This window comes from Pandoraea captiosa, assembly GCF_902459775.1.
Taxonomy (GTDB): domain Bacteria; phylum Pseudomonadota; class Gammaproteobacteria; order Burkholderiales; family Burkholderiaceae; genus Pandoraea; species Pandoraea captiosa.
Genome location: NZ_CABPSQ010000002.1, coordinates 1,075,456 through 1,100,181, shown reverse-complemented (window position 1 = coordinate 1,100,181; position 24,726 = coordinate 1,075,456). Strand labels below are relative to the sequence as shown.

Here is a 24,726-nt window from a genome sequence, read left to right as displayed (position 1 = left end):
TCTCACTCCCCTGCCGGCGGTTGCGGCTTCACGCCGCGCGTGAGCCGAATGAGCGGTACGCGTCTGACGAACCACAAGCCGGCGAGCGCCGCCGCGAGCGACACCATCTGCCCATTGTGAATCGCGGCGACCAGCGACGAGCGCGCCGCCTCGATGAAGAGCGCGCCGTTCTGTCCCATATGCGCGAGCGTCATCAGGAAATCGTTCTGGGCCTGAACATTGACGAGCATCTGAGGATCGGAGAGTTGCGACGTCCAGCGCGCGCCTTCATTCGCCGCGAGGGCATCGGTGACACGCCCCGTGTAGCTGTGATTCACGAGCGTGCCGACGATGGCGGTGCCGAGCATGCCGCCGATCATGCGCAGCGATTGCATGAGCGCGGTGGCAATGCCCAGATGCGCGCGTCCGGCCACTTCCTGCGCAAAGACGGTGAGATTCGGCATGACGAAGCCCAGGCCGAGACCGGCAACGAACATATACGACGCAATCAGCCAGTGCGGCGTGCCGCGATGCGTGGTAATCACGCCCGCGCAGGCCAGCGCGAGCAGCAGGAAGCCCAGATAGAGCATCACGTTAGGCTTGCGCAATCGCGTGATCAGACGGCCGTTCAAGATACTGCCCACGGTGATACATACCACCAGCGGCGTAATCAGCAGCCCGGTCTCGCGCGGTGAAAGCCCGAAGCCGCCCTGCAACAAAAGCGGGGCGTAGAAAAGCAATCCAAACATCGAAAACCCGGCGAATACCGAAAGTACGAACAGCGGCGCGAGCGATTTGTCGCGAAACATCTCGAAGGGCAGGATCGGATGCGACGTGCGCTTCTCCCACCAGTAAAGGGCGAGCGACGAGACGACGAGCAATACGCCGAGCGTAGCGACACCGCGCGAGAGACCGTCCGCCGGCAGCCATTCGACGAGCATCTGCAAGCTGCCCAGTGCGGCCGTAATGAGCAAGGCCCCGAGCCAGTCGATACTGGCCTTGCTGTGCTCCTCGGCGCGCATGTGCGGCAAGTGGCGTGCCACGAACCAGAGACCGAGCAGGCCGACGGGAAGGTTGACGTAAAACACCGAGCGCCAACCGTAGGCTTCGGTAAGGAAACCGCCGAGCGAGGGGCCGATGGCGTTTGCGATCCCGAACGCGGAACTCAGCAGCACTTGCCAGCGCAAGCGCACGTGCGGGTCGGGGAACAGTTCGGGCACGCACGCGAACGCGGTGCCGACCAGCATGCCACCGCCGATGCCTTGTAATGCGCGGGCGACCACGAGGAACGGCATGCTGTTCGCCGCGCCGCAAAGCACGGACGCCGCAGTGAAGACGATGATCGCCGCCAGGACGAAGCGTTTGCGGCCGTAGAAATCACCGAGTCGCCCGAAGATGGGGACGGTAATGACCGAGGTGAGGAGATACGACGTCGCGACCCAGGCGTAATACTCGAAGCCTTTCAACTCCGCGACGATCGTCGGCAGCGCCGTGCCGACGACCGTCTGATCGAGGGCCACGAGCATCGTGCAGAAACAAAGGCCGAGCATCGCCACGAGCGACTGCCGGAACGGCAACACCTGCCCCGCCGAATGGGGGGTACTGGGACTAGGAGCCATTTTTTGGACGGATCAATGTTTGATCAGTCAACGATTTTAGCACGTTAGCTGCGTAGTCATTGAGTAGTCATTGAGGACGGCGCATGCCAAATCGTGTGAAGGCGGTCGCTGCGCGAGACGCCCGTGGCGAGAACCGTCCTGCCGAGACCTAATTCGACGGTAACGATTGCTGCAAGTTGATCAGGTTCTGAGGCACGACACGAATCAGCCCGCCACGCGGACTGTCGATGTCAGCGATGAGGGAAAGGGAAAGCGACAATGTGACAGGTAGCACGAACAAGAGAACGCGACGACCGGAGACGCCGCGCGAACCATACCCCTGCATCAGATTGCCGAAGAAGGCAATGGCGATCATGAGTCCCCACGCAGACACCGGAACCCGATTTAGCCACGCGGCCTGCGTGTAGCCTTGTGTGTTGATGACATCGTTCACGCCGACGACTGCGAGCGCCACGATGGGATTGGGCTGTGCGGCGGCGGACGCTCGCACTTGGTTCCACAACTGCGTCTGGAGGTCTGCAGTCCTCGCGTCTATGACGTCGAGCTGGTCCGAATCACGTGTCCTGTAGAACTCGATGCGCAGGGTCACATAGTCTCGCAGCAAGCGTTTCAGCTCACCGGACCTTGGCTCGCCAAGGAGGTCGGCACGAAGATACTGCGTGCCGATCGCGTTTGCCTCCTCTTCCTCGAAGTTCTTTCTCTGGTCGTATCGGGTCACGGCCATCGAGAGCGTGAAACCAATGAGCAATGCGAGCAACGTGAGCGTCGCGCCCTGGACGACGGTGTAGTTCTCCCGGGCGTCGTCCGATATGGGAATGGCGCGCTGCAGGACCACGGCGCCCATCGTCGCGGCCAACGAGAGCAGCACGATCAGAATGACAAAAAGGTATGCGGGGTGGTGCACGAGTTGTGTCATGTCAACGTCCGAGAGCTTCGGTTCGGTGCAGCACCATGTCGACCGACTACCGCCCGGTCGCTATCGCGCTAGTTCGTTTTCACAATGTCGTCCGGCTTCCATGTCTGATCGAAAAACGCTTTTTGCGGCGAATAGAGCCGGAAAATCACGAAGTAGCCCTTGCCCGGCACCGTGCGAAGCCAGTTCTTTTCCTTGCCCGCAGGTGCGTTCGGTCCGAAATAGAGCTCGAGCGAGCCGTCGGCGTTTTGCAGCGGCTTATCCATTTGATTGAGCGACGGGAACGGTTGGTCGTTGGCGAGACCCGAAGCCGTCGTGGCATCGTAGACCGTTGCAGACCAGAAGTTCTTCGCTGGAATGTTGGGCGGCAGATGCAGCCGGTAGGTGTTACCGCCATCGAGGAAATTTCCGTCCTTGTCGCGAAACGTAACGGGATATTTGGCGCCGGCATCAACGATATTGACGACCATGCCCGGGCTCGCGGAATAGGCGCTCGTGAAGAACCCGGTACGCTGCTCAAGGTTCGTGAACTTGCCACCCGCCTGAAAGGCCGTGTTCTCGCCCGCAAACACATTGATCCACTGACGGTCGGGGTAATACCGGCTTCCGGGCTCGTTCGGCACCATGTCCACCATGATGACCTTGCTCATCTTGAACGCTGTCTGTGCGGCCTGCTCCAGCAGCGCACGTCTCTCCGGCGTCGGGTTGAACGGTCGGCCTTTCTCGATTCCGATGCTATGCAGGAAACCCCGCATGTCGAGGTCCGCTGTGTCGACATGCTCGCTCTCGATCAGGCGCGAAAGCATGTCAAAGTAGGTCACATCCCGTGGGAAGAGCAGATTTGCGGGTGTCTGATTTGCGTTGGGAAACTGCATCGGTTTCGCACTCGCCTTCTTGCCGAGGGGATAAACGCGCGTGGCGCTGATCTCGGCATTGGGCTTTGAGAGATCCAGCGGATCGGAGAAGAATGCACGCCAGAACAGGAAGACGTTGTACGTGCGAGAACGATAGACGAACGCCCCCTTGGGCAAACCGGCCGGCTCTCCCTTGAAGTCCGGCGGCAGGAGCACATAGACACCGCCTTTACCTTTGTCGGGGCCGGCAAAGCCGACATCTCCGGTCCACGTGTGCCCCTGAATCGTCGGACCTTCCAACGGGCGCTGGAAAAAATCGTCGAATATGCCCTGCACCCCCGGCGGCACTTCGACCACGAGCGGACCGTCCTTGTGCAAATCGAGATACCCCATCGCGTAGACGACATCGGAATTTGGCGTCGTGACCTGTGTGGACGCCTTGATCCGCTCTTTCCATACGGGCAGCACGTTATAGCCCGCCCCGAATGTCTTCTCTGAGCCTTCTTTCATCGCCCACATATTCACGGCGGGAAGCGCCCACAAGTAAGACTGCGTTGCACGTTGAAAAATAAACTCGTCCTGGAGCGTGCGCGACGTGCTCGGGGTGGGGTAGTCCTTTTCGAAGGGTGCATCCACCAGCGGCTGATAGCGTGCGTTCTGTGCCCGAGCGGCGGGGGTAGTCACTATCGCGCAAATGGCAAGCGCGGCGACCGAGGCAAGTGCGAACGGGGTGGGTGCGCTTCTGAACGGACTCATGAAAGTGGCTCCGGGAGGTTGATCAATTGACGCCGCGTCGTTCGAGGTGTCCTGACGGCAACGATCCGGGGCACTGTGGAGGCGACGACACGACTGTCGTCAGCGGATCGCGTTCGTCTGCCAATCTACCGGTACCCGAGCGCAAATCAAAGACGTTTGCCCCACATTGCCCCAAGGGGCAAACCGGCTGCCCTAACTCCCTATCGATGCCAACACGTATATCGAGAACACTGCCGACTTGCGCCAGACATTTCGGACGATTCGGATTCGGATTCGGATTCGGATCGCGAATGTCTCCACCATGCCCCCATGAGGTTGATATGGCTGATCACGAGAACGTGAATCTGACTCGTCGGTTCCTGAGCGCAGCTGGCGGCCTCCTGCCTGCCGCCTATGCAGCAACATTGGTGAGTTCGCCCAATACAGCGGCCGCCGAGACGAAGACACAAGGAGGCGGCAAATCGGCAGATGCGGCAAATCCGGGCGCGGCGACTACCTCACAGGCGCTGCCGCCCAAGGGTATCGACATGCACGCCGGATACGCCCAGGCCATCGCGCGAATGGCTTACGTATGGGGCTGGCCGATGGTCAATATGCTCAACCGCAATGCCGGCATCACGCAGGCGCCTTATCCGGGGTTGCTTAACGGTGTACTGCCCGCCGCGCCCCGTGGCCAGATCGCCATGCTTCACGACTACATAGCGCCATCGCAGACGTTCGTGACCTGCCCCAATCAGGACGTTGTCTACGGTCTGGGCTTCTTCTCGCTCGACGAAGAGCCAGTGGTGATGCAGGTTCCCGAATTCGGCACTCGCTTCTGGGTCTATGCGCTATACGATGCACGCACGAACCAGTTCGGACGACTTGGTAAGCCGTATCGGACGCGCCCCGGTTTCTATCTGCTCGTCGGCCCCAACTGGAAAGGCCGCAAACCCGCCGGCATTACGGAAGTCGTTCGTGCATCGACGGCACTCGCCAACGCTATTCCCCGCGTGTTCATGAACGATACGGAGGAGGACCGCAAGGCGATCCAACCGGTAATTGATCAGGTCGTGGCCTATCCGCTGACGCAATTCGACGGAAAAATGAAGACGATTGTGTGGCGCGACGCCCGCACGATAACGCCACCGGGTCAGGCGAATGACAAATCCGCCGACGCGGGCGAGACAAAATGGGTCATCCCGGAAAAGTTCTTCGACCAGTTCGGTGAAGTGCTGAACTCCGTACCGCCGCTGCCCGGCGAGGAGGCGCTCTATGCCCAATTCCGTTCACTGATGGAAGTCGCGGGACGCAACCCCGACATCAAGAAAGCGATCGTGCAGGCGGCCGTCGAGACCGAGCGCGATGCCATCGATCCGTTTTTCCAATGGCGACATAACGGGGTGCCTGCCGGCAATGGCTGGAACCGCTCCACGAATAACGCACAAACCGGCTTCGACTACTTCGATCGCACCGGCACGTCAAAATCGAACATGTTCGACAATCGCCCGGACGAAACGCAATATGTCTATACCGATGTCGATGCGGCGGGCGCGCCACTGACCGGCGACAGCCACTACGAGATCGTTTTCGCAAAGGGTGAAGAACCGCCAGTCAATGGCTTCTGGTCACTCACCTTGTACAACGACAAGCACTTGTTCCATCCGAACGATCTGAAGCGATATTCGCTCGGCACCAAGAACACCACTCTCAAACGAAATCAGGACGGTTCACTCACGCTATACGCGGGAGCAAAGTCGCCGGGCGCTGAAAAGGAATCGAATTGGCTCCCCGCCCCCAGCGGGAAATTCTCGCTTTACATCCGCGCATACTGGGGCAAACTGCCGATCCTCGACGGCTCGTGGAAGCCACCGCGCATCAATAGGGTCTGAGTCACATCATTGCTGTGCAACGCCCCAATCGGACGACGCACAGCGATCACTTCGGCCAGCGCCAGCTCGCCTCGCTCAGGTGCTCGGCAAAGAAGTCCGATAGCGCGCTCACTTTTGCCGGCCTTGCCCTTGCCGATGGCGTCACGAAATACAACCCGCCTTTCGTTAGCGACCAGTCCGTGAGGATCGCCTCCAGCCGCCCGTCGCTCAGATATTCGGCAGCGATGAACTCGGGCAGCTCGGCGATCGCGGCCCCTTCGAGCAGCATCGGCAGCAACGCGTCCGAATTGGTCACACGCAACGGACCGGTCGGGGTCACCGGCACTTCGTCGCCCGCATCGTTCGTAAAGCGCCACACATCGCTGTGCGCGCGATACGCGTAAGACAGGCAGGGGCGGTTCACCAACGCATGCGGATGCGTGGGTCGTCCCTCACGCGCCAGATACGCGGGCGAGGCCACGACATATTGCGTGACCGCGCATAAACGCCGGGCCACCAGCGACGAATCGGGCAGCGCCGCAATGCGCAGCGCCGCGTCGAATCCATCCGCGACCAGATCGACGGTCGAATCGGCCAGATGCAGATCGACCTGTACGTCCGGATAGCGACGAAAGAACTCGGGCATCAACGGCGCGACCCAGCGCAGCCCGAACGACATCGGCACGGCCAGTCGCACGAGACCACGTGGCTGCAACGACATCTCGCGCGCAGCACCCTCGGCCGCCTCGGCCTGCCGGTAGATCTCGCCCGCCTTTTCACACAACGTTCTGCCGAACTCGGTCAGCGCGAGCTGGCGCGACGTACGGTTGAACAACCGTGCGCCCAATCGGTCCTCCAGACGCGCAACGCCGCGCGACACGGTCGCAACCGATACCCCCATCTCGCGCGCCGCAGCCGCGAATGAGCCCTCTTCCGCGACCTTGGCAAACATCGCGAGTCCTTCGAAATCAGGCAGCTTCGACATGGTCGCTCGTCATTTCAAATTTGCAATGATTGTTTGCAATTAATTCTATTTCGAGAACTTCGACCGGTCGATATTCTCATCACATCGCAGCACACCACATCGCCACGAACGCCGACACCCGGCGTGACCGAACGACTCAACCGAATGAAGGAGCAACACCATGGCACGCAAACTCGACAACAAGATTGCACTCGTGACCGGCGCCACCAGCGGCATCGGTCTGGCCACCGCACAACGCTTCGCCGCCGAAGGCGCGCACGTCTATCTGACGGGTCGCCGCCAGGTGGAACTCGATGCTGCGGTCGCCTCGATCCGCGAGGCCGGCGGCGAGGCGACCGGATTGCGCGTCGATTCGACGAAGCTGGATGAACTCGACGCCCTTTACGCCCGAATCGGCGAAGCCCATGGCCGACTCGACGTGCTATTCGCCAACGCCGGCGGCGGTTCCATGCTCCCGCTTGGCGAGATCACCGAAGCCCACTTCGACGACACGTTCGATCGCAACGTGAAAGCCGTGCTGTTCACGGTACAGAAGGCGCTGCCGCTGCTGGCCGACGGCGCATCGGTCATCCTCACCGGTTCGACGGCCGGTAGCTCGGGTACCGCAGCGTTCAGCGTGTACTCCGCGTCGAAAGCCGCGGTGCGCGCCTTCGCCCGTAGCTGGATTCTCGACCTCAAGCCGCGTCGCATCCGCGTGAACACGATCAGCCCCGGCGCGACCCGCACGCCCGGCCTCCTCGATCTGGCCGGCAACGACGCCGCACAACGTCAGGGCCTCGCCGACTACCTCGCCGCACAGATTCCACTGGGGCGTCTGGGCGAGCCGACCGAAATCGCCAACGCGGCCCTGTTCCTTGCCTCCGACGATGCCAGCTTCGTGAACGGCGCCGAACTGTTCGTCGACGGCGGTCAACAACAGATTTGAGGCGAACGCGAGGTGAGGTCGCGAGGTGAGGTCGCGAGGTGAGGTCGATTGCGCACATCGCTTGCGGGCGACGAAACCACTGCGCATTGCGGCCTCGATCCGCCAGTGCCGCCGACGGGTCAAGGAATGCATGCCTGCGCACTTTCGACCTCACTCCGGACATCACGTCCGAACCCGCAACAACGCCACGAAGCCGCCGCCCCCCACGAGTGCCGTCACCACGCCCACAGGCAGGTCTTCCGGCGCGATCATCGTGCGGGCGAGCACGTCGGCCCAGATCAGCAGCACGGCACCGAGCAACGCGCAGACCGGCAGCAGACGTCCGTGTTCGGCCCCCACGATCCGGCGGCAGGCATGCGGCGTAACGAGGCCGACGAACCCGATGGCGCCGCTCACCGCCACCATCGCCCCGGTCACCAGCGCGCCCATGAGAAACACTTCCCCTCGAACGCGCGGCACGTTCACGCCCAGCGTCACCGCGGCGAGATCGCCCGTCATCAACGCGTTCAGTTCGCGGCGTCGGCCAATCAGCACAATGCCGCCGATCAGGGCAATCGTCGCCGGCATGGCGAGGATGTCCCAGCGCGCGAGGCCGAGACCGCCGAGGGTCCAGAACAACACGGACGACGCCGCGCGCTGATCGCCGAGATACAGCAACAGGTTGGCCGCAGCGAGCATCACGAACGACACGGCGACGCCGGCGAGCAACAGCCGGTCCCGTTCGAGGCGCCCCTGCCGGTGCGCGAGCACGATCACCGCGAGCGTTGCGAACGCTGCCCCGGCGAAGGCGAGCAGCGACACCGTGAACGGCCCGAAGACCGCACCGAGAAAGAGCGTCGCGAGCACCGCACCGAACGTCGCCCCCGCGCTCACACCGAGCAGATGCGGATCGGCGAGCCGATTGGCCGTCACGGCCTGCAACGCCACACCGACCATCGCGAGCGACGCCCCCACGATCGCCGCGAGCAACACGCGCGGCAAGCGAATGAGCCACACCACGGCATCCTGCGATGCCGTCCAGTCGTGCGCGACCATGCTTTGTCCGGCGCACTGCCCCACGCACGTCAAATGCGCGAGCACGATGCGCAACGTCAACGACGGCGCAATGGCCGTCGGGCCGAAACCGGTCGCGAGCACGATCGACACGATCAGTGCGAGCGCCAGTGCGCCCATCGTCATATACCGACGTGCCTGCACGGCCCTCATTGGGCGAACGCCTTCGGATACAGGCCGCGCGCAATCCTCTGCACCGCCTGCACGTTGCGAATGCCTGGGGTCGCTTCGTCGTAAGGCACCACGATGAAGCGGCGCGCGCGCACCGCCTCGACCTCCCGCAATGCCGGCTGATCGAGCAGGAACGCAATCTTCTGCGCCGCCGTGACGGCGCCGTAATCGACGACGACGATCGCCTGCGGGTTGCGCGCCACCACGGTCTCCCAGCTCACACGCGTCCAGCTTTGCGCCACATCGTCCATCACATTGCGCCCGCCGGCGGCTTCGATCAATGCCGTGGGCATCGCAAGACGTCCGGCAGTAAAGGGACTCTCCTCGCCGCTGTCGTAGACGAAGGTGCGCACCGGTGCCGTCTTTACGCTCACCCGGCTCACCCGGCTCACCCGATGTTTCAGCGTCTCAAGCTGTGACCGCATGCCGTCGATGATCGTGTCGGCCGCGCGTTCCACGTCGAAGATGCGTCCAAGATTGCGCAGATCGTTGTAGACGTCGTCAAACGACGCCGCACCACGTGGCATCACATGGCCGCACGATTCGCTCAGCTCATAGGTGCGGATGCCCATCGGCTCGAGCATCGCGGGCGTGACCGGGCCTCCGACATGCATGCCGTAGTTCCAGCCCGCGAAGTAAAAGTCGGCCCCCGCCTGCACCAGCACCTCCATCGACGGATACCGCTGCGCGAGTTCGGGCAGCCCGGCGAGTTGCCGACGCAGTGTGGCATTGCCGGTCTTCCATCCACTGATGCCGGTAAAGCCGACCATGCGCGATTTCAAACCGAGCGCGAGCATCATTTCCGTCAGATTGACGTCGTTGCTGACCGCGCGCTGCGGCGCGCGCTCGAACGTCACCGCGCGGTTGCAGCTTTGCACGGTGACGGGATAGCGCACATCGGCGCGCACGACCGTCGGGAACAGCACCGAGAACAACATCGAGAAAAGCATCGAGGTCAGGGCCATCGATCCCATCAGAACATAGCGTTTCATATCGGATGCACGAGTGTGATTCGGGGACGGCCGGTGACGGGATGCGCATCGACCAGCGCTTCGACGTGAAACGCCTGCGCGAGCCGCTCGACCGTCAGCACCTCGGCCGGCGCGCCATGCGCCACGATCTCGCCGTTCGCCAGCACATACAGACGGTCGCAGTAAGCGGCAGCAAGATTGAGATCGTGAAGGGTCGCGAGCGTCGTCACTTGCAACGAACGGATCAGCCGCATGAATTCGATCTGATGATGCAGATCGAGAAAGCTGGTCGGCTCGTCGAGCATCAGCACGTCCGGTTGTTGCGCGAGCGCACGCGCGAGCAGCACTCGCTGCTTCTCGCCGCCCGAGAGCGTGGCGAACGCACGCGCGCGGGCGTTCGTCATGTCGACGTCGCGCAGCGCTTGCTCGACGACGCGCGCATCATCGGGCGTATCGACGTCGAGCAGGCGCTTGTGCGGCGCTCTGCCCATCCAGACGACCTGTTCGACGCTCAGGCCGAAGTCGTCCGGCAACTCCTGCAAGAGCACGGCGATGTGCTGCGCCGACCAACGCGGCGACGCGCGCCAAACGTCGGTGCCGTCGAGCGTGACCGTGCCCGCCTGCGGCTTTGCGTAACGGAATGCGCAGCGCAGCAGGCTCGTCTTGCCGCTGCCGTTCGGGCCGATCAGGCCGACGAACTCTCCGCGCGAGACGTCGAGCGAGATCGACTGAAGTAGCGGCGACGCCTTTGGGCCAGCCAGATCGGCGGGCGACCAGCTCAGGCTGGCAATGTCGAGTGCGCGGAGCATCTTTGGACGGGCCTCAGAACTTCATCGTCGCCACGACCTGCGCCGAGCGCGACGGGCCAAGCAGCCACTCGGTCGGCGATTCCGACGTCACCGCATACGCGCGATTGCCAAGGTTGCGCAGGTAGAGCGTGAGATTGATGCGTCGCGTCGCCTGCCACGACGCCGAGGCGTCGAATACCGTGTACGACGGTATCGGCGCCGTGTTCGCGTTGTCGCTGTAGCGACGCCCGACGTAACGCAATCCCGTGCCGATCACCACGTCGCGCATTGGCGTGTAGGTCAGCCACACGTTCGCGGTCTGCTGCGGAATGTTGTTCGGCACGTTGCCGTTGCGCGACACCACCATCCCATTCACGCTTTCGTCGAAATTATCGTAACGGGCGCGCAAGAGCGACGCGTTCGCCTCGACGGACAAGCCGTAGCCCAGCGTCAGCGCGCCGGACACCTCGACGCCGCGAGACGATTGCTGGCCGACCTGCTGCGTCAGCGTCGGATGCAGCGGATCGGTCGTGAGCAGATGGCGCTTCACGATCTGGTAGACGGCGAGCGTCCAGAAGCCCCGAGCGTCGGGCAGTTCCTGCTTGAGACCCGCCTCCCACTGCTCGCCGGTCGCGAGATCGAACCGGGTCTGCGATTGCGACAGCGTGACCAGCGAACCGATGCTGTCCGCGCCGCGCGTGTACTGACCGTAGACCGACGCCGAGGGACTGAGCTGATACACGAGGCCAAGACGCCAGCCGACGTTCGAGAACGTCTTGCCGAACTCGGATCCTGTGGCCAGTTGCCGACGCGAATAGTCGAGATAGTCGTAACGCACGCCGCCCACCGCCGACAGGCGCGGCGTGATGCCGAAACGGTCTTCGGCGAACAACGCCACCTGACGTGTCAGCGTGCGGAATTCGGGCAAGGTCGGATCGGGGCTGGCGAACACGCCCGGGTCGAAAGCATCCGCATTGACGGCCGACGTGCCGCCAAACGGTGTGTTGCTGTCTCGCTGGAACGAGATCTGATTGGCCTCGACGCCGACGACGAAGCGGTTCGCGTGGCCCGCGATGGTGCGCTCGACGGTAGCATCGAGCCGGTTGCCGACCTGATGCTCGTGCTGAAGGATCTCGATGTAGTCGCTGCGCGTGACCCGACGCGTGGACGGGTCCATCTCGTACGATTCGCTGTTACGCCAATGCCGGTTGGTGTTCAGGTAGTACAACTGATCGCGGATCGTGATGCCGTCGGCGGCCCGGTAGACGCCGGTCAATCGCGTCGACTGATCGAAGTAGGCGATCAGTGCGTCGCCCACGTTGAAGTTCCGGTAACGCAGGGACGTATCGATCGTGCCGTTGTTGAGCGGCACACCGAAATACGTCGAGGGCATCTGACGTGCGTAATCGTAGTCGAGCGTGAACGATAGTTTCGGCGACACGTCGAGTTTCACCGCGCCGCCGACGGATGTCGTATGGGCGTCGCCGCGCTCGACCCATCCGTTACTGCGGTTGTCGCTCACGTAGAAGCGGTACGACAGCATCGGGCCGAGTGCGCCGGTCGTGTCGAGCGCAAAGCGCTTCTGGCCGTCGGTGCCGAAGCCCGCCTGAATCGTGGTCGCGGACTCGCGCTGCGGCCGCTTCGGCACGACATTCACCACCCCACCGATTGCGCCCTCACCGTACAGCACCGACGCCGGTCCGCGCAGGACATCGATGCGCTCGACTTGCCAGGTGTCGAAGGGAAACGTCATGGTGCCCGCGCCGGGATAAAGGCGCGTACCGTCGTAGAGCGTCATCACCGATTCCTGACCGGCGAAGCCGCGTACGGCGAGCGCGGTGCCGCCATTGCCCGGCGTGGCCGTGCTGGTCAAGCCGGTGGTGCGCGTCACAGCGTCGTTCACGCTCTGATCGCCGCGCGCTTCGATCTGCCGGGCGGTCAGCGTCTCGACGCTCGCGGGCGTGTCGAGACTGGACAGGTTCAGACGGGATCCGGTGGTCGTCGGCGTGGAGAGTGGCGCATCGTCGCGCGCGTGTTGCGCATTGACGTTGACCAGCGGCAGGTGGGTGTCGTCGGCGAACGTGACGGCGCTGCCGAACAGCGAGACAACGGTGAGCGCGGCTTTGCCAAGGGCGAAACAACGCCCTGCCGGGGCCCTGTCGAGGGCCGTCGAGCATGGATGATGCATGGGTCTCCTGGGGTTTCGCGCCCCAAAAAAATGGTCGATGTGCCCGACGGCCAGGTCTGACTTCCCGTCACGAGGACGAGTCACAGTGGCGCGACCGCGCTGGATTTGCACCAGCTTCCGGCCGTCGGTAGCGCGCATTCTACGTGTTGTTTCGGTGGATGTCGCTCACATGACAGGCAAACGCGAGCCTTGAGCGAATCGGCACAGCGATTGATCGTTCGCGCATCGTGTCGCCGCGTTGGCGAGGGTAGACTGCATCGGCCTTCTCCGGAAAACCACCGACGATGCGACCCGACACTGCGCCCCACCCACGCGACATCCAGCGAGACATCCATGCAAGACCCGACATCGGGCTGACAGCGCGCGTTATTCAGGGCAACGAACTACGGATTGCCAGCGTTCATCTGGAACGCAATGCCCTCATCGTCGTGGACAAAGGCATCAAGACGGTGACGACCGGCGATGGCGTGCGCGTCCGCGCAACACCGGGTCAGGCCCTCGTCGTACGTGGTGCGCAGACGGTGGACTTCACGAACGTGCTGGCGTCGGACGGCACGTACGAGGCGCGGTGGCTCATATTCGACGACGCGCTGTTGCTCGACGAACGCTATCGTCGCGATGCCACGTCGGCCGGTCGCGCCGCTGCCGAGCGTCAATCGGTAGTTGCCATCGGGAAGGTCGGCGGCCAATTCCATGCGTCGTTCGAAGCGGCACGCGAGGCACTTTCGCCCGTCGATTTGGTACCCGAAGGCGTTGCACGGCTGCGCGTGCTGGAAGTCGCCTACTGGCTGCTTGCACGTGGCGTAGCGCTCGCGCCACACGCTGCCCGGACGTCCGTCGCGGCCAGAATCCGCCATCTGATTGCCGCGGACGTCGATGCATCATGGCCATCCGCCATCGTGTCCGGGCGCCTCGCCATGTCCGAGGCCACGCTTCGACGTCGGCTCTCGGCGGAAGGCACGTCGCTCACCGAGGTCGTGGCGGACGTCCGAATGACCACGGCCCTGACCATGCTTCAGGCAACGTCGCGCCCGATCTCGGACGTGGCGATGTCCGTCGGCTACGAATCGCCGTCGCGATTCTCGGTGCGCTTTCGCGAGCGTTTCGGTTTCTCTCCCTCCGCCGTGCGCGATCCCGATCGCGGCGATCGCAGCGAGCGCGGCGCCTAGCCCTTCAGGAATTCATTCCCATGCTGACCGTACATCACCTCGGCGTATCCCAATCGGAGCGCATCGTCTGGCTCTGCGAAGAACTCGCCATCCCTTACCGGTTGGTGCGTTATGCGCGCGACCCTGTCACTCGCCTGGCGCCGGAAGCACTCAGACAGTTGCACCCGCTCGGTGCCGCCCCGGTCATCGAGGACGGCGACACGATGCTTGGCGAATCGGCTGCCATCGTGGAATACCTGCTGACGAAATTCGGCGACGGCCGACTGCAAATCGGACCGGATCACGCCGACTATCCCCACTATCTGTACTGGTTTCACTTCGCCAACGGCAATCTCCAGCCGATCATCCTGCGCTACATGACGCTCGCGCGTTCCGGACTGCCCGTCGATCATCCGGCGCTCACCAGCACCATGGGGCGACTGCAAGTCGCACTCGACACGATGGACGCGCATCTCGGCGCCCGTCCCTATCTTGCTGGCGACGAATTCACTGCCGCCGACATCATGACCGTATTCTCACTCACGACCATGCGCGTGTTTCAGCCCATCGACCTGACGCCGTACCCGCACATCCAGGCTTATCTTGCCCGGATTGGCGAGCGTCCCGTCTACCGACGCGCGATGGAGATCTGCGAGCCCGGGATAGTGCGCGAATGCTGACGAAAATCCGCGCAAATGAGCGTTTTGATGCGCGAATTCGGCGAGCGTGAGCAGAAAGTAGCCCAATCGGGAAGACCCGTAATACAATCGCCCCCACTCTGAATTCCCTCCCCCTCGGCAGAACGCCACCCTGCGCCATGCCCGCCGCGTCGACGGCGGCCGGGGGACGCTCATTCGCGCATCAGGCTACTGAGGAACACGACTTTGGCAACATCGGAACATGACCCGCTCGGCGAAGGCATCGAAGCAGGGGCGTCAGCCCCGTCGGAGCTGCGCCGCTCCCTGTCCGCACGGCACCTGACGATGATCGCCGTGGGCGGCTCCATCGGAACCGGCCTGTTCGTGGCCTCCGGCGCCACCATCGCGCAGGCGGGGCCGGGCGGTGCGCTGCTGGGTTATGTGCTGATCGGCCTGATGGTCTACTTCCTGATGACCAGCCTCGGCGAACTGGCCGCCGCCATGCCCGTGTCCGGTTCGTTCTCGACTTACGGCGCGCGCTATGTCGACGAAGGCTTCGGCTTCGCGCTGGGCTGGAACTACTGGTACAACTGGGCCGTCACCGTCGCGGTCGACCTCGTCGCCGCCCAACTGGTCATGGCGTACTGGTTCCCCCATGTTCCGGGCGTGTACTGGAGCGCCTTGTTCCTCGCCATCACTTTCGGTCTGAATGCGCTGTCGGCGCGTGGCTTCGGGGAAGCTGAGTTCTGGTTCGCGCTGATCAAGGTCGTTGCCGTGCTGGCGTTCGTCGCCATGGGCCTGATGATGCTGCTCGGGATCATTCGCGGCGGCGAGACCGGCGGGGTTGCCAACTGGACGGTCGGCGACGCCCCGTTCGCGGGAGGCTTCGCCGCCCTCATTGGCGTGGCCATGGTTGTCGGCTTCTCGTTTCAGGGCACGGAACTCATCGGCATTGCCGCCGGCGAATCCAAGGACCCGGCGCGCAACCTGCCGCGTGCCGTGCGTCAGGTGTTCTGGCGCATCCTGTTGTTCTACGTTGCAGCGATTCTGGTCATCGGTCTGCTCATCCCGTACACCGATCCGCATCTGCTGCGCAACGACGTGACCGATATCAGCGTCAGTCCCTTCGCCCTGATCTTCGAGCGTGCAGGACTGCTGGGCGCGGCTTCGGTCATGAATGCCGTCGTGCTGACCTCGGTGCTCTCGGCAGGCAATTCCGGCATGTATGCGGCCACCCGCATGCTCTACAGTCTGGCGCGCGACGGCAAGGCGCCGCGCGTGTTCGGCGGCGTGTCGCGCAACGGCGTGCCGATGTGCGCGTTACTTGCGACGGCCGCCGTCGCGGCACTGTGCTTCTTCACCTTCGTGTTCAGTCCGAACGCCGTCTACATCTGGCTGCTCAATACGTCCGGCATGACGGGCTTCATCGCCTGGCTGGGCATCGCGATCAGCCATTACCGGTTCCGCCGTGGTTACGTCAAACAGGGGCACGATCTGGCGAACCTGCCCTATGTCTCGCCGTTCTTCCCGTTCGGGCCGATCTTCGCGTTCGTGCTATGCCTGATCATCACGCTGGGGCAGAACTATCAGGCGTTTCTTCAGAACAGGATCGATTGGGGCGGCGTGGTCGCGACCTACATCGGCATTCCGCTGTTCCTGCTGATCTGGGCAGGCTACCGTCTGGTGCGCGGGTCGCATTTCGTCAGGTATCGCGACATGCATTTCCCGACAACGCAGGCGTCCCGCCACACAGACGCCCGCGTCGGGTCCGAGACTAGTAACGCGCTTCGCTGAGATCGGCGAGCAGCGTTGGGCCGGTGGGGCGCCAGCCGAGCCGCGCCTGCGTCAGTGCGCTCGACGCGGGCATATCGAACGTGACGAACATCGACATCCATCCGAAATACTCGGCGGCCTCCTCGGGTCGAATCGAGACGACGGGCAGGTTCAGGCCCTGCCCAAGCGTCTCGGCAATGTCCCGGACGCTCACGCCCTCCTCCCCGACCGCGTGATATCGGGCACCCCGCTGGCCCGCCTCCACCGCGAGACGATAGCAACGCGCCACATCCGACACGTGCCCGGCCGGCCAGACGTTCTTCCCCTCCCCCACGTAAGCGACAACGCCCTTCTCACGCGCTGCGGCGATCAGCGGCGTGACGAGCCCCTGCCGGTACGGGTTATGCACCTGCGGCAAGCGCATCACCGACACGTTCACCCCTGCGTCCAGAAGCGCATTGCCCGCGATCTCAGACGCGATGCGCGGATTCGCGTGCGTGCTGTCGAAGACGTCCTCGCTCGCGGGCAGACCGTTATGCTGGCTTCCGATGCCGGTGCCGGACGTGATCACGAGCGGGCGGTCCGTGCCGGCGAGCGCATTGCCCAGCGCGGTAATGACGCGCGCGTCCTTTTCGCAGTTCTCCACGAACCGCGAGAAGTCGTGATCGAATGCGGTGTGGATGACGGCGTCCGCCCTGGCCGCGCCGCTGCGCAGTGAGTCGAGGTCCTCGAGTGTGCCGTGATGCACCTCGGCGCCCGCCTGGCGCAGCGCCTGCGCCCCTTCGTCGGACCGTGTCATGCCGATGACCTGATGACCGGCGTCGATGAGTTCGGGAACCAGAACCGAGCCGATGAAGCCCGTTGCGCCCGTCAGAAAGATTCGCATGGTGAGATCTCCGTGGTATTCGGCACTCACTATCCGATCATTCGTTATCCCGTTAAAGTAGTGATCTCATCATAGTAAAGCGACTAACAGGATCGGGATCGTCATGTCAGTCAATACTGCCAAATCGCTCGGCGACTTTTTGAGAAGCCGCCGCACGCGCCTCGACCCCGCCAGCTTCGGGTTTTCCGGGCGCCGGCGAACGCCCGGCCTGCGTCGGGAGGAAGTCGCCCAGCGCGCGCATATCAGCCCGACGTGGTACACGTGGCTCGAACAGGGCCGCGGCGGCGCCCCGTCGGCAGACGTGCTGGAGCGTGTGGCCAGCGCCCTGATGCTCACCGACGCGGAGCGCGAGCACCTGTTCATGCTCGGGTTGGGACGCCCGCCGGAGGTGCGATACCGCGCCGTCGAGACCGTCAATCCCCGTCTGCAACGACTCATCGACCTGCTCGACGCCAGTCCGGCCATCATCCGCACCGCCACGTGGGACATCGTCGCCTGGAACCGTGCGGCTGCGGTGGTACTGACTGATTACGGCAAGTTGCCGCCCGGACAACGCAACATCCTTTACTTTCTGTTCCGGGATTCAGGCGCCCGCTCCCGACAACATGACTGGCAGGCCATTGCCCGCTTCGTCGTTGCGGGATTCCGGGCCGACGTGGCGCGCGCGGGGTTGGCCTCGGAGATGGGCGAACTGGTCGACGAGCTTTGCCGCATGAGCCCGGAGTTTGCCGCCCTTTGGCAGGAAAACGACGTGGTGGGTCCGGCCGACGGTGATGGGATCAAACGTCTTACGCACCCGGAACTCGGCCCCATCACACTGGAGTATTCGGCCTTTGCCGTCGACGGCAGACCGGACCTGAGCATGATCGTCTACAACCCGCTCGACGAAGATGTTGCCCGGCGGATTCGGGCGCTCACCGCGCAAACCTGAGTCCTGCGTCGGCATAACGCGCCAATCGCGCCCGCCCAATCACATCAAATCCGTTACAGCACCTTGTCGAGCGCCTTGGCGAACCGGTCCACCGCCGCGTTCACGTCGTTGAGCTTGTCCAGGCCGAACAGGCCGATGCGGAACGTCTTGAAGTCTTCCGGCTCATCACAGCGCAGCGGCACGCCTGCGGCGGTCTGCACGCCGACATCGGCAAACTTCTTACCCGAGCGAATGCCATCGTCATCGGTGTAGCTGACCACCACGCCGGGGGCTTCGAAGCCTTCTGCGGCCACGCTGCGAAAACCCTTTTCCTTGAGCAGTGCGCGAATGCGACGCCCGAGTTCGAGTTGTTCGGCGCGCACCTTCTCGAGGCCGTAGGCTTCGGTTTCCTTGATGACGTCGCGCAGCGTCGCCAGGCTGTCGGTCGGCATGGTGGCGTGATAGGCGAAGCCGCCTTTCTCATAGGCTTCCATGATTTGCAGCCACTGGCGAAGGTCGCACGCGAAGCTGGTGCTGGTGGTCGCATCGATACGCTCGCGAGCGAGCGCACTGAGCATGACCAGGGCGCAGCACGGCGATGCACTCCAGCCCTTTTGCGGCGCGCTGATCAGAATGTCGACGCCGCACGCCTGCATGTCGACCCACACCGTCCCGGAGGCGATGCAGTCGAGCACGAACAGTCCGCCCACGGCATGCACCGCCTCGGCGACGGCGCGCAGATAGGCGTCGGGCAGCATCATGCCCGAGGCGGTTTCCACGTGCGGCGCGAAGACCAGATCCGGCTTGTGTTCCTTGATCGCGGCAACGACTTCGTCGATTGGCGCCGGCGCGAAGGCGGCTTGTCGCCCCTGCTCGACGGGACGCGCCTTGAGCACGATCGACTCGGACGGAATGCTGCCCATGTCGAAAATCTGCGTCCAGCGGAAGCTGAACCACCCGTTGCGAATGACGAGGCATTTCCTGTCGGTCGCGAACTGACGCGCCACGGCTTCCATGCCGAAAGTCCCGCTACCCGGCACCACGACGACCGAATTGGCGTTGTAGACCTTTTTCAGGCCCTCGGAGATATCGCGCATCACGCCCTGAAAGCGCTGCGACATGTGGTTGATGGAGCGGTCCGTATAAACGACGGAATATTCGAGAAGCCCGTCGCGGTCGACGTCGGGGAGCAATCCTGGCATGTCTGCCTCCGATAATAGTGATGTGACGCGTTATGGGACAGATTCTAACGAAATCCCGTCACCCCCGCCCCCGCCACCTGCCCGCCACCTGCCCGCCGCGCGCCCGACGCCTTCGACCGGGCGTCGCACGCCCTCCGATCCCGATTTCCGAGTTTCTTCACTTATTCATGATTCCGATCCATTGATCACTTCAGATTTCCCGTTTCGCGGCCGTTGAACATTTGCTGTAAATCCTAATGACAACGAATGACCATAAATAACGAAGGGGAAATACATGTATCGACTGCGATTCATCGCTGCGCTGGCCCTCGCCTTATTGCTCAGCGCCTGCGGCACGCCCATGCGCGTGAGCATGACGCCGGAGCAGCGTAGCAAAATCACGGAACTCACGGCCCACGTGGTCGTCGTGCAGGACGAAGTGATCGCCGCCGTTCAGCCCTCCAATGCCGCGAGCATTGCGCTCGGGGGTGGCCTGATCGGCGCCATCATCGACAGCAAGGTGACGAATAGCCGTGTCAACGACTCGCAACAGTTGCTCGGTCCGTTCTACGCTGCCATCGAAGATGTCGACTATCGTAAGGAATTCAACGAATCGATCGCGCAGGGGCTCTCCGGATATGCGATCAAGGTCGGCAAGATCACAACGACGCCGCGTTCGTTGACGGGCCCCACGCTCGCTCGCCTGCGCAACGAACTCCAGCCCGGCCAGGCCTTGCTGATCATCATTCCCCGTTACACCCTCACCATGGACTTCCGCAGTTTCGACTCGGAGTCCGTCGTCTCGATCTGGGTGAAGTCCGACGGTTCGAACACGATCACACCGGCCCAGCGCGGCGTGCTGCACTATCAATCGGCGCTGATCGGCCCGGGCGGCAAAGCCTCGCTCGCCCTGTGGGGTGCGCAAAACGGCGCCAAATTCCGCGAAATCGTGCGCGAGTCGATTGCCGAAACGGTCCGCATGGTGATGCTCGACATCGAGATCGCAGAGGACACGGCTACGAAGACCGGCCCGGTCAAGACGTTCTCGTACAACACCGGTGCAAGCGTCGATACGGTGCAGGGCACGGTGCTCAAGGAGGGGGACGCCCGCGCGATCGTGCTGGGCGCCGACAAGAAACTCTATTCGCTGCCCAATCCGGGCGGCTCCGCCACCGTGGCGCAGAAATAATGCCGGGGACAACCATGAAAAAGCACACGACGATTGCCCTCACCCTCTCCCTCGCCGTCGCAGCGGCCTTCAGCGCCGGCGCTTTCGCTGCGCCCGCGCCCGACACCGGCGCGTCGGCCGCTCCGGCGGTCCCGCCCGGCTATGGCGAGAAAGTCGACATGAAGTACGACGCGCTCGCCACCGAAACGCCCCTTCGCGCCGTTCAGGCCGGCACATGCCGCGTACATATCGTGCCGGCCGTGGACGCCCGCCAGAACAAGGAAACGATCGGCGCTTCGGGCAGCGGCGCGTTGCTCGTGGAGAACGTCAGCCCGTGGATGAGCGAAGGTCTCGCCCATCTCAAGGACTACGGCTATGTCGTCTCGGAAATCGCCGACGGCGCCCCGGTCCCTGCCGAAGGCGTGACCATACGAACCAGCGTGACGCGCGCCTTTACCTGGCAGATCGGCCTGAAGCTCTTCAGCATGGTCGCCGTCAAAGCCGAGTTCATGGATCGCAATGGGGTGCTGGAGACGAAGTACTACCGCGCGCATGGCGACAAGACCAATATGTGGGGTGCGAACGCCGAATATGTCACGACCCTGAACTACGGTCTGAACAACATGCTCCCGTTCATCGCCCGTGATCTCCAATCGCTGTGCAAGGGCGAGAAGGTCGAGGAGTACACCTACGCCGGCCCGGACGGCGTGCCGCAAGCGAAGTAGGCACGAGCGGCGGACATTCGTCCGCCGTTTTTGCGCGTCACGGACGCCGACCGGTCACATCCGGTCGGCGGCGTCTTGCGGCGCATCGACCAGCGACTTGTCCAGATAGTCGTGGAAATGGACCGTGACCTGGTCCTTCGCCAGCAACACCACGGCGTACGCCGGTGGCTCGTGGCTCTGACGCACCGGATGTACCGTATGCATATCGAACGGTACCTGGTGATTGAGGCCGCGCATCGTGGAATACGCAATGCCGTGCCAGCTGCCGCAAACCGGGCGATGCACATGGCCGAAAAAGAGGTGACGCACGTTCCTGCGCCCCCCGATCTGCTTCCGAAACGCCTCGGGATTGGCCAGACCGATGGTATCGAGGCTCGGAATTCCGATGTCGAAGGGCGGGTGGTGCATGAACAGATACGTCGGACGTTCCCCCAGCCGGTCAAGCTCTCTGCCCATCCAAGCCAGTCGCGCCTCGCAGTACAGGCCGCCATGTTGCCCCTCGTCGAGCGTGTCGAGCATCAGAAACGACGCGTCCCCCACATCGAAACGCCCTTGCACGAAGCCGTGGTCATCGCGCAGCCGCTCCGGGAACGACGCAGTAAAGACCGAGCGTCGATCGTGGTTGCCCATCAGGGGAAAGGACGGAAATGGCAGCCGGTCAAGTTGCTCGCGCAGCGCGGCGTAGCCGGACGCTTCGCCACGGTGCGTCAGGTCGCCCGTGATCACGCAACACTCGGCGTCGGTGTGATGGGCAAGAATGTCGTCGACGCACGCGACAAGGCGCGCATAGGGATCCAGCCCGTAAAGCGGCTCGCCCGGCGTGACGAGATGCGTATCGGTAATGTGGATGAACTTGGTCATTTGGGCGGCTTTCAGCAGTGCTGGGAAGACGATGATCGGGGGGCGGGTGCAAGGCGTCATGGACGCATGCACCGAGAGCATAGCGCGCGATACGCACGCATTGCCGCCCGCCGTCCTTCACCGTCCTTTCAACGGGGGGATGAAGCCAACGGCCTCAGATACCGAGCCAGGTCCGTGCGGCAAGCCGTAACGGCCCGCTCGCCCGCCTCCGATCCGGCGACCAGCCCCTGCATCAGGAAAAACGTCACATCGGTAATACCGATGCAACTCAGGGCGTGCCGCAGATACGGCGTGAGGAAGTCGGGCTGCCGTGCGCTCTCCCCCGTATGAAAACCGCCCGAGCCAACGATGACCACCGTCGGACGGTCCTTGAGCAAACCAACCTTGCCGTCGGGCGTGCTGGCAAACGACCGGCCGATGCGCACCACATGGTCGATCCATAACTTGAGCGATGCCGGCACCGTGAAGTTGTGCATAGGCGTCGCGATCGCCAGAAACGATGTCGCCTCCAATTCTTCGATCAGACGCTCCGAGAGCGCGAACTGCGTCGGGTCTGGTTCTCTCGACGTAATCGCCGCCGCGTACTCGCTCGTAATCGCCGGTAACGGAAACTGCGCCAGATCGCGAACGATGGTCTCGGCATCGCCGGAGATTCGGGCATGCTCGTCGAGACACGTCTGCGCCATCCCGAAGGCGCGGCTCGACGCACCGTGCGGGCTTGCATTCAACAACAGCCGCGTCATTGGACTGCCTCTTCGGTCATGTCGAGCGCTTGTCGGAAATGCATCCCCTTCGCCAGCAGGCCGTTGCGGAAATAGAAGCGCTGCGCGAGCGCCATATGCAGGCCGGTGTCGAGCACGAACTGGGCGCATCCCGCGTCGCGCGCAATTCGCCGTACCTCGGCGAGCAGGGCCGAGCCCACGCCGCCGCGCTTATTGTCGGCAGCCACGACAAGATCGTCGACATAAACGAACGGACCGTAAATCAGATTCGTCATGCGGCGATACCCGGCCAGCCCCAGCAATCGCTCGCCATCGAAGGCGCCCAGCAGCCGGTATGCCTCGCCGCGCTGGCGCTGCACCTGCTCGGCAAACGCGTCCGCGCTCGCGAGATGCGGGCGAAGTTCCTTCATGACGGGGTACGCCGAACGCACTTCGCCCGGGGTCTCAAGATGTTTGAAAGTCAGCAATGGGTTCATGGTCTCTCTCTGACGGTAGTCCATCGCCGACTCTAGTCGGGGCGCACAGGGCGGACCAGAGTCAAGAATTGACGGAACGTCAGGGACAAGATGCGCGCGCCATTGCCTTCACGCCATGGGCCGGGCATCCCTCACTGCGCCACCCATCCCATGCCTTGCCCCTTGCCCGTGCGCTCGCGCAGCGCGGCGACCAGATAGTCGATGAACGATGCAATACGCGCGGAGATCGCGGTATTGCGGTAATACACCGCATTGACGGGCTGGCGCACGTCCTGCGTCTGACGCGGCAACACTTGCACCAGCCGCCCCGACTCGCAGTCGCGCACCGTCATGAACTCGGACAGACAGACAATGCCAGCGCCCTCCAGGGCGAGTTGCCGGAGCGTTTCGCCGCTCGACGACATCACGTCCGGCTCGATGCGGTGGGGCTCGCCGTCGGCGCCGAGAATCGGCCAGACATTCAGCGAATCGGGCTGTGTGAAGCCCAGCAACGTGTGCTTCGCCAGATCCTCGACCTTGCGAGGCTGCCCGTGCTGTTGAAGATACGCCGGACTCGCAAACATTCGCACACGGCTGTTGCCGATCAGGCGGCTGTGCAAGGTCGAGTCCTTCAGCCGGCCGATCCGGATGGCCACGTCGGTGCGTCGCTCCAGCAAGTCGATGATGCCCTCGTTGCTGTTGAGTTCGAGCTCGACCTCGGGGTACCGCTCGCGATAGCCGGGCACCAGAGGCACGATCACGTGCAACATGAACGGCGTGGCGGCATCGATACGCAGCCGGCCCGACGGCTTCTCGCGCCGCGTGAGCATCTGCTCCTCCGCACTTTCCACCGAATCGATGATCGCCCGGGCATGCTGCAAGAACGCCTTGCCCTCCTCGGTCAGTTCGAGTCGGCGGGTCGTGCGCCGCAGCAGCGTCGTCTTCAGCTTCTGCTCAAGACGCCCCAACGTGCGGCTCGTCGCCGACACCGTCAGGTCCAGTTGCTGCGCTGCCGCCGTGATCGAACCGGTGTCCACCACGGCGGCAAAGGCTTGCAGTTCGTCGAGCGTGATCTTCATTGTTGATTTCAAATCAAAATAATTTCGTTTATAGGCGACTTTTTCGGCAAAAGTAAAGGGCGCACACTGCCGCCAATGCCCTCATTTTCGTCATAGCCCTTTATCCCGAACATTTCCGAATCTTCCGA

The 24,726-nt window shown here is 63.2% G+C and carries 22 protein-coding genes and 1 riboswitch; of the genes, 8 read left to right on the top strand and 14 right to left on the bottom strand.

The window, feature by feature from the left end:
• Window positions 1–2: 2 nt before the first annotated feature.
• The 3 genes from PCA31118_RS10155 to PCA31118_RS10145 all read right to left on the bottom strand — a co-directional run bounded on the left by PCA31118_RS10155 (window position 3) and on the right by PCA31118_RS10145 (window position 4,121).
• Window positions 3–1,598 (bottom strand): DHA2 family efflux MFS transporter permease subunit, encoded by a 1,596-nt coding sequence (locus tag PCA31118_RS10155; RefSeq protein ID WP_150625066.1) that lies wholly within the window; start codon window positions 1,596–1,598, stop codon window positions 3–5.
• A 148-nt stretch (window positions 1,599–1,746) separates the two neighbouring features.
• On the bottom strand, window positions 1,747–2,514 hold the full coding sequence (locus PCA31118_RS10150; protein WP_150625065.1) for a bestrophin-like domain: 768 nt from the start codon (window positions 2,512–2,514) through the stop codon (window positions 1,747–1,749).
• Window positions 2,515–2,582: 68 nt separating this feature from the next.
• Window positions 2,583–4,121, bottom strand: coding sequence for a DUF1254 domain-containing protein (locus tag PCA31118_RS10145; RefSeq protein ID WP_150625064.1), 1,539 nt, complete (start codon window positions 4,119–4,121; stop codon window positions 2,583–2,585).
• A 26-nt stretch (window positions 4,122–4,147) separates the two neighbouring features.
• Here PCA31118_RS10145 and PCA31118_RS10140 point away from each other — a divergent pair, with 26 nt between their 5' ends.
• Window positions 4,148–5,992 carry a DUF1254 domain-containing protein gene (locus PCA31118_RS10140; RefSeq protein ID WP_246190158.1) on the top strand — a complete coding sequence of 615 codons (1,845 nt, stop codon included), beginning with the start codon at window positions 4,148–4,150 and terminating at the stop codon, window positions 5,990–5,992.
• Between the two features lie 46 nt (window positions 5,993–6,038).
• Here the strand turns inward: PCA31118_RS10140 and PCA31118_RS10135 are convergent, their stop codons facing one another.
• On the bottom strand, window positions 6,039–6,956 hold the full coding sequence (locus PCA31118_RS10135; protein WP_150625063.1) for a LysR family transcriptional regulator: 918 nt from the start codon (window positions 6,954–6,956) through the stop codon (window positions 6,039–6,041).
• A gap of 160 nt (window positions 6,957–7,116) precedes the next feature.
• Between PCA31118_RS10135 and PCA31118_RS10130 the strand changes: the two genes are divergently transcribed.
• A complete protein-coding gene (locus PCA31118_RS10130; RefSeq protein ID WP_150625062.1) occupies window positions 7,117–7,881 on the top strand; it encodes an SDR family NAD(P)-dependent oxidoreductase in 765 nt (254 codons plus the stop codon).
• 162 nt (window positions 7,882–8,043) lie between these two features.
• On the opposite strand, the gene PCA31118_RS10125 is transcribed toward PCA31118_RS10130, so the two are convergent.
• The 4 genes from PCA31118_RS10125 to PCA31118_RS10110 form a co-directional block, all read right to left on the bottom strand.
• Window positions 8,044–9,087: a FecCD family ABC transporter permease gene (locus tag PCA31118_RS10125; RefSeq protein ID WP_150625061.1), complete on the bottom strand. Its 1,044-nt coding sequence runs from the start codon at window positions 9,085–9,087 to the stop codon at window positions 8,044–8,046.
• Window positions 9,084–10,055, bottom strand: a complete 972-nt coding sequence (locus PCA31118_RS10120) for an ABC transporter substrate-binding protein (RefSeq protein WP_246190177.1) — start codon at window positions 10,053–10,055, stop codon at window positions 9,084–9,086. The genes PCA31118_RS10125 and PCA31118_RS10120 overlap by 4 nt, the downstream gene beginning before the upstream one ends.
• A gap of 38 nt (window positions 10,056–10,093) precedes the next feature.
• The gene (locus PCA31118_RS10115; RefSeq protein WP_150625060.1) at window positions 10,094–10,885 is read right to left on the bottom strand and encodes an ABC transporter ATP-binding protein; all 792 of its coding nucleotides are present in this window, start codon (window positions 10,883–10,885) and stop codon (window positions 10,094–10,096) included.
• 13 nt (window positions 10,886–10,898) lie between these two features.
• The gene (locus PCA31118_RS10110; protein ID WP_150625059.1) at window positions 10,899–13,052 is read right to left on the bottom strand and encodes a TonB-dependent receptor; all 2,154 of its coding nucleotides are present in this window, start codon (window positions 13,050–13,052) and stop codon (window positions 10,899–10,901) included.
• Window positions 13,050–13,199, bottom strand: a riboswitch (adenosylcobalamin (AdoCbl) riboswitch). It overlaps the preceding gene by 3 nt.
• 137 nt (window positions 13,200–13,336) lie before the next feature.
• On the opposite strand from PCA31118_RS10110, the gene PCA31118_RS10105 reads away from it, so the two are divergent.
• The 3 genes from PCA31118_RS10105 (at window position 13,337) to PCA31118_RS10095 (ending at window position 16,632) form a co-directional block, all read left to right on the top strand.
• Window positions 13,337–14,221, top strand: a complete 885-nt coding sequence (locus tag PCA31118_RS10105; protein ID WP_150625058.1) for a helix-turn-helix transcriptional regulator — start codon at window positions 13,337–13,339, stop codon at window positions 14,219–14,221.
• A 20-nt stretch (window positions 14,222–14,241) separates the two neighbouring features.
• The gene (locus tag PCA31118_RS10100; RefSeq protein ID WP_150625057.1) at window positions 14,242–14,880 is read left to right on the top strand and encodes a glutathione S-transferase family protein; all 639 of its coding nucleotides are present in this window, start codon (window positions 14,242–14,244) and stop codon (window positions 14,878–14,880) included.
• 204 nt (window positions 14,881–15,084) lie between these two features.
• Entirely contained in the window at window positions 15,085–16,632 is a 1,548-nt protein-coding gene (locus PCA31118_RS10095; protein WP_425495332.1) for an amino acid permease, read from the top strand.
• On the opposite strand, the gene PCA31118_RS10090 is transcribed toward PCA31118_RS10095, so the two are convergent.
• The gene (locus tag PCA31118_RS10090) at window positions 16,613–17,497 is read right to left on the bottom strand and encodes an SDR family oxidoreductase (protein ID WP_150625056.1); all 885 of its coding nucleotides are present in this window, start codon (window positions 17,495–17,497) and stop codon (window positions 16,613–16,615) included. The genes PCA31118_RS10095 and PCA31118_RS10090 overlap by 20 nt on opposite strands.
• A gap of 103 nt (window positions 17,498–17,600) precedes the next feature.
• Here PCA31118_RS10090 and PCA31118_RS10085 point away from each other — a divergent pair, with 103 nt between their 5' ends.
• Window positions 17,601–18,428, top strand: a complete 828-nt coding sequence (locus PCA31118_RS10085) for a helix-turn-helix transcriptional regulator (protein ID WP_150625055.1) — start codon at window positions 17,601–17,603, stop codon at window positions 18,426–18,428.
• A gap of 53 nt (window positions 18,429–18,481) precedes the next feature.
• Here PCA31118_RS10085 and PCA31118_RS10080 read toward each other — a convergent pair whose 3' ends face one another.
• Window positions 18,482–19,609, bottom strand: a complete 1,128-nt coding sequence (locus PCA31118_RS10080) for an aminotransferase class V-fold PLP-dependent enzyme (protein WP_150625054.1) — start codon at window positions 19,607–19,609, stop codon at window positions 18,482–18,484.
• A gap of 274 nt (window positions 19,610–19,883) precedes the next feature.
• Between PCA31118_RS10080 and PCA31118_RS10075 the strand changes: the two genes are divergently transcribed.
• Together PCA31118_RS10075 and PCA31118_RS10070 are read left to right on the top strand one after the other, a co-directional pair.
• Window positions 19,884–20,777, top strand: a complete 894-nt coding sequence (locus PCA31118_RS10075) for a hypothetical protein (protein ID WP_150625053.1) — start codon at window positions 19,884–19,886, stop codon at window positions 20,775–20,777.
• 14 nt (window positions 20,778–20,791) lie between these two features.
• Window positions 20,792–21,481, top strand: a complete 690-nt coding sequence (locus PCA31118_RS10070; RefSeq protein ID WP_150625052.1) for a hypothetical protein — start codon at window positions 20,792–20,794, stop codon at window positions 21,479–21,481.
• A 54-nt stretch (window positions 21,482–21,535) separates the two neighbouring features.
• Here PCA31118_RS10070 and PCA31118_RS10065 read toward each other — a convergent pair whose 3' ends face one another.
• The 4 genes from PCA31118_RS10065 to PCA31118_RS10050 all read right to left on the bottom strand — a co-directional run bounded on the left by PCA31118_RS10065 (window position 21,536) and on the right by PCA31118_RS10050 (window position 24,598).
• A complete protein-coding gene (locus PCA31118_RS10065) occupies window positions 21,536–22,342 on the bottom strand; it encodes a phosphodiesterase (protein WP_150625051.1) in 807 nt (268 codons plus the stop codon).
• A 128-nt stretch (window positions 22,343–22,470) separates the two neighbouring features.
• Window positions 22,471–23,085 carry an FMN-dependent NADH-azoreductase gene (locus PCA31118_RS10060; RefSeq protein ID WP_150625050.1) on the bottom strand — a complete coding sequence of 205 codons (615 nt, stop codon included), beginning with the start codon at window positions 23,083–23,085 and terminating at the stop codon, window positions 22,471–22,473.
• Window positions 23,082–23,540, bottom strand: a complete 459-nt coding sequence (locus tag PCA31118_RS10055) for a GNAT family N-acetyltransferase (protein ID WP_150625049.1) — start codon at window positions 23,538–23,540, stop codon at window positions 23,082–23,084. Before PCA31118_RS10055 ends, PCA31118_RS10060 begins: the two co-directional genes overlap by 4 nt.
• 131 nt (window positions 23,541–23,671) lie before the next feature.
• Window positions 23,672–24,598 carry a LysR family transcriptional regulator gene (locus PCA31118_RS10050; protein WP_150625048.1) on the bottom strand — a complete coding sequence of 309 codons (927 nt, stop codon included), beginning with the start codon at window positions 24,596–24,598 and terminating at the stop codon, window positions 23,672–23,674.
• Window positions 24,599–24,726 lie beyond the last annotated feature (128 nt).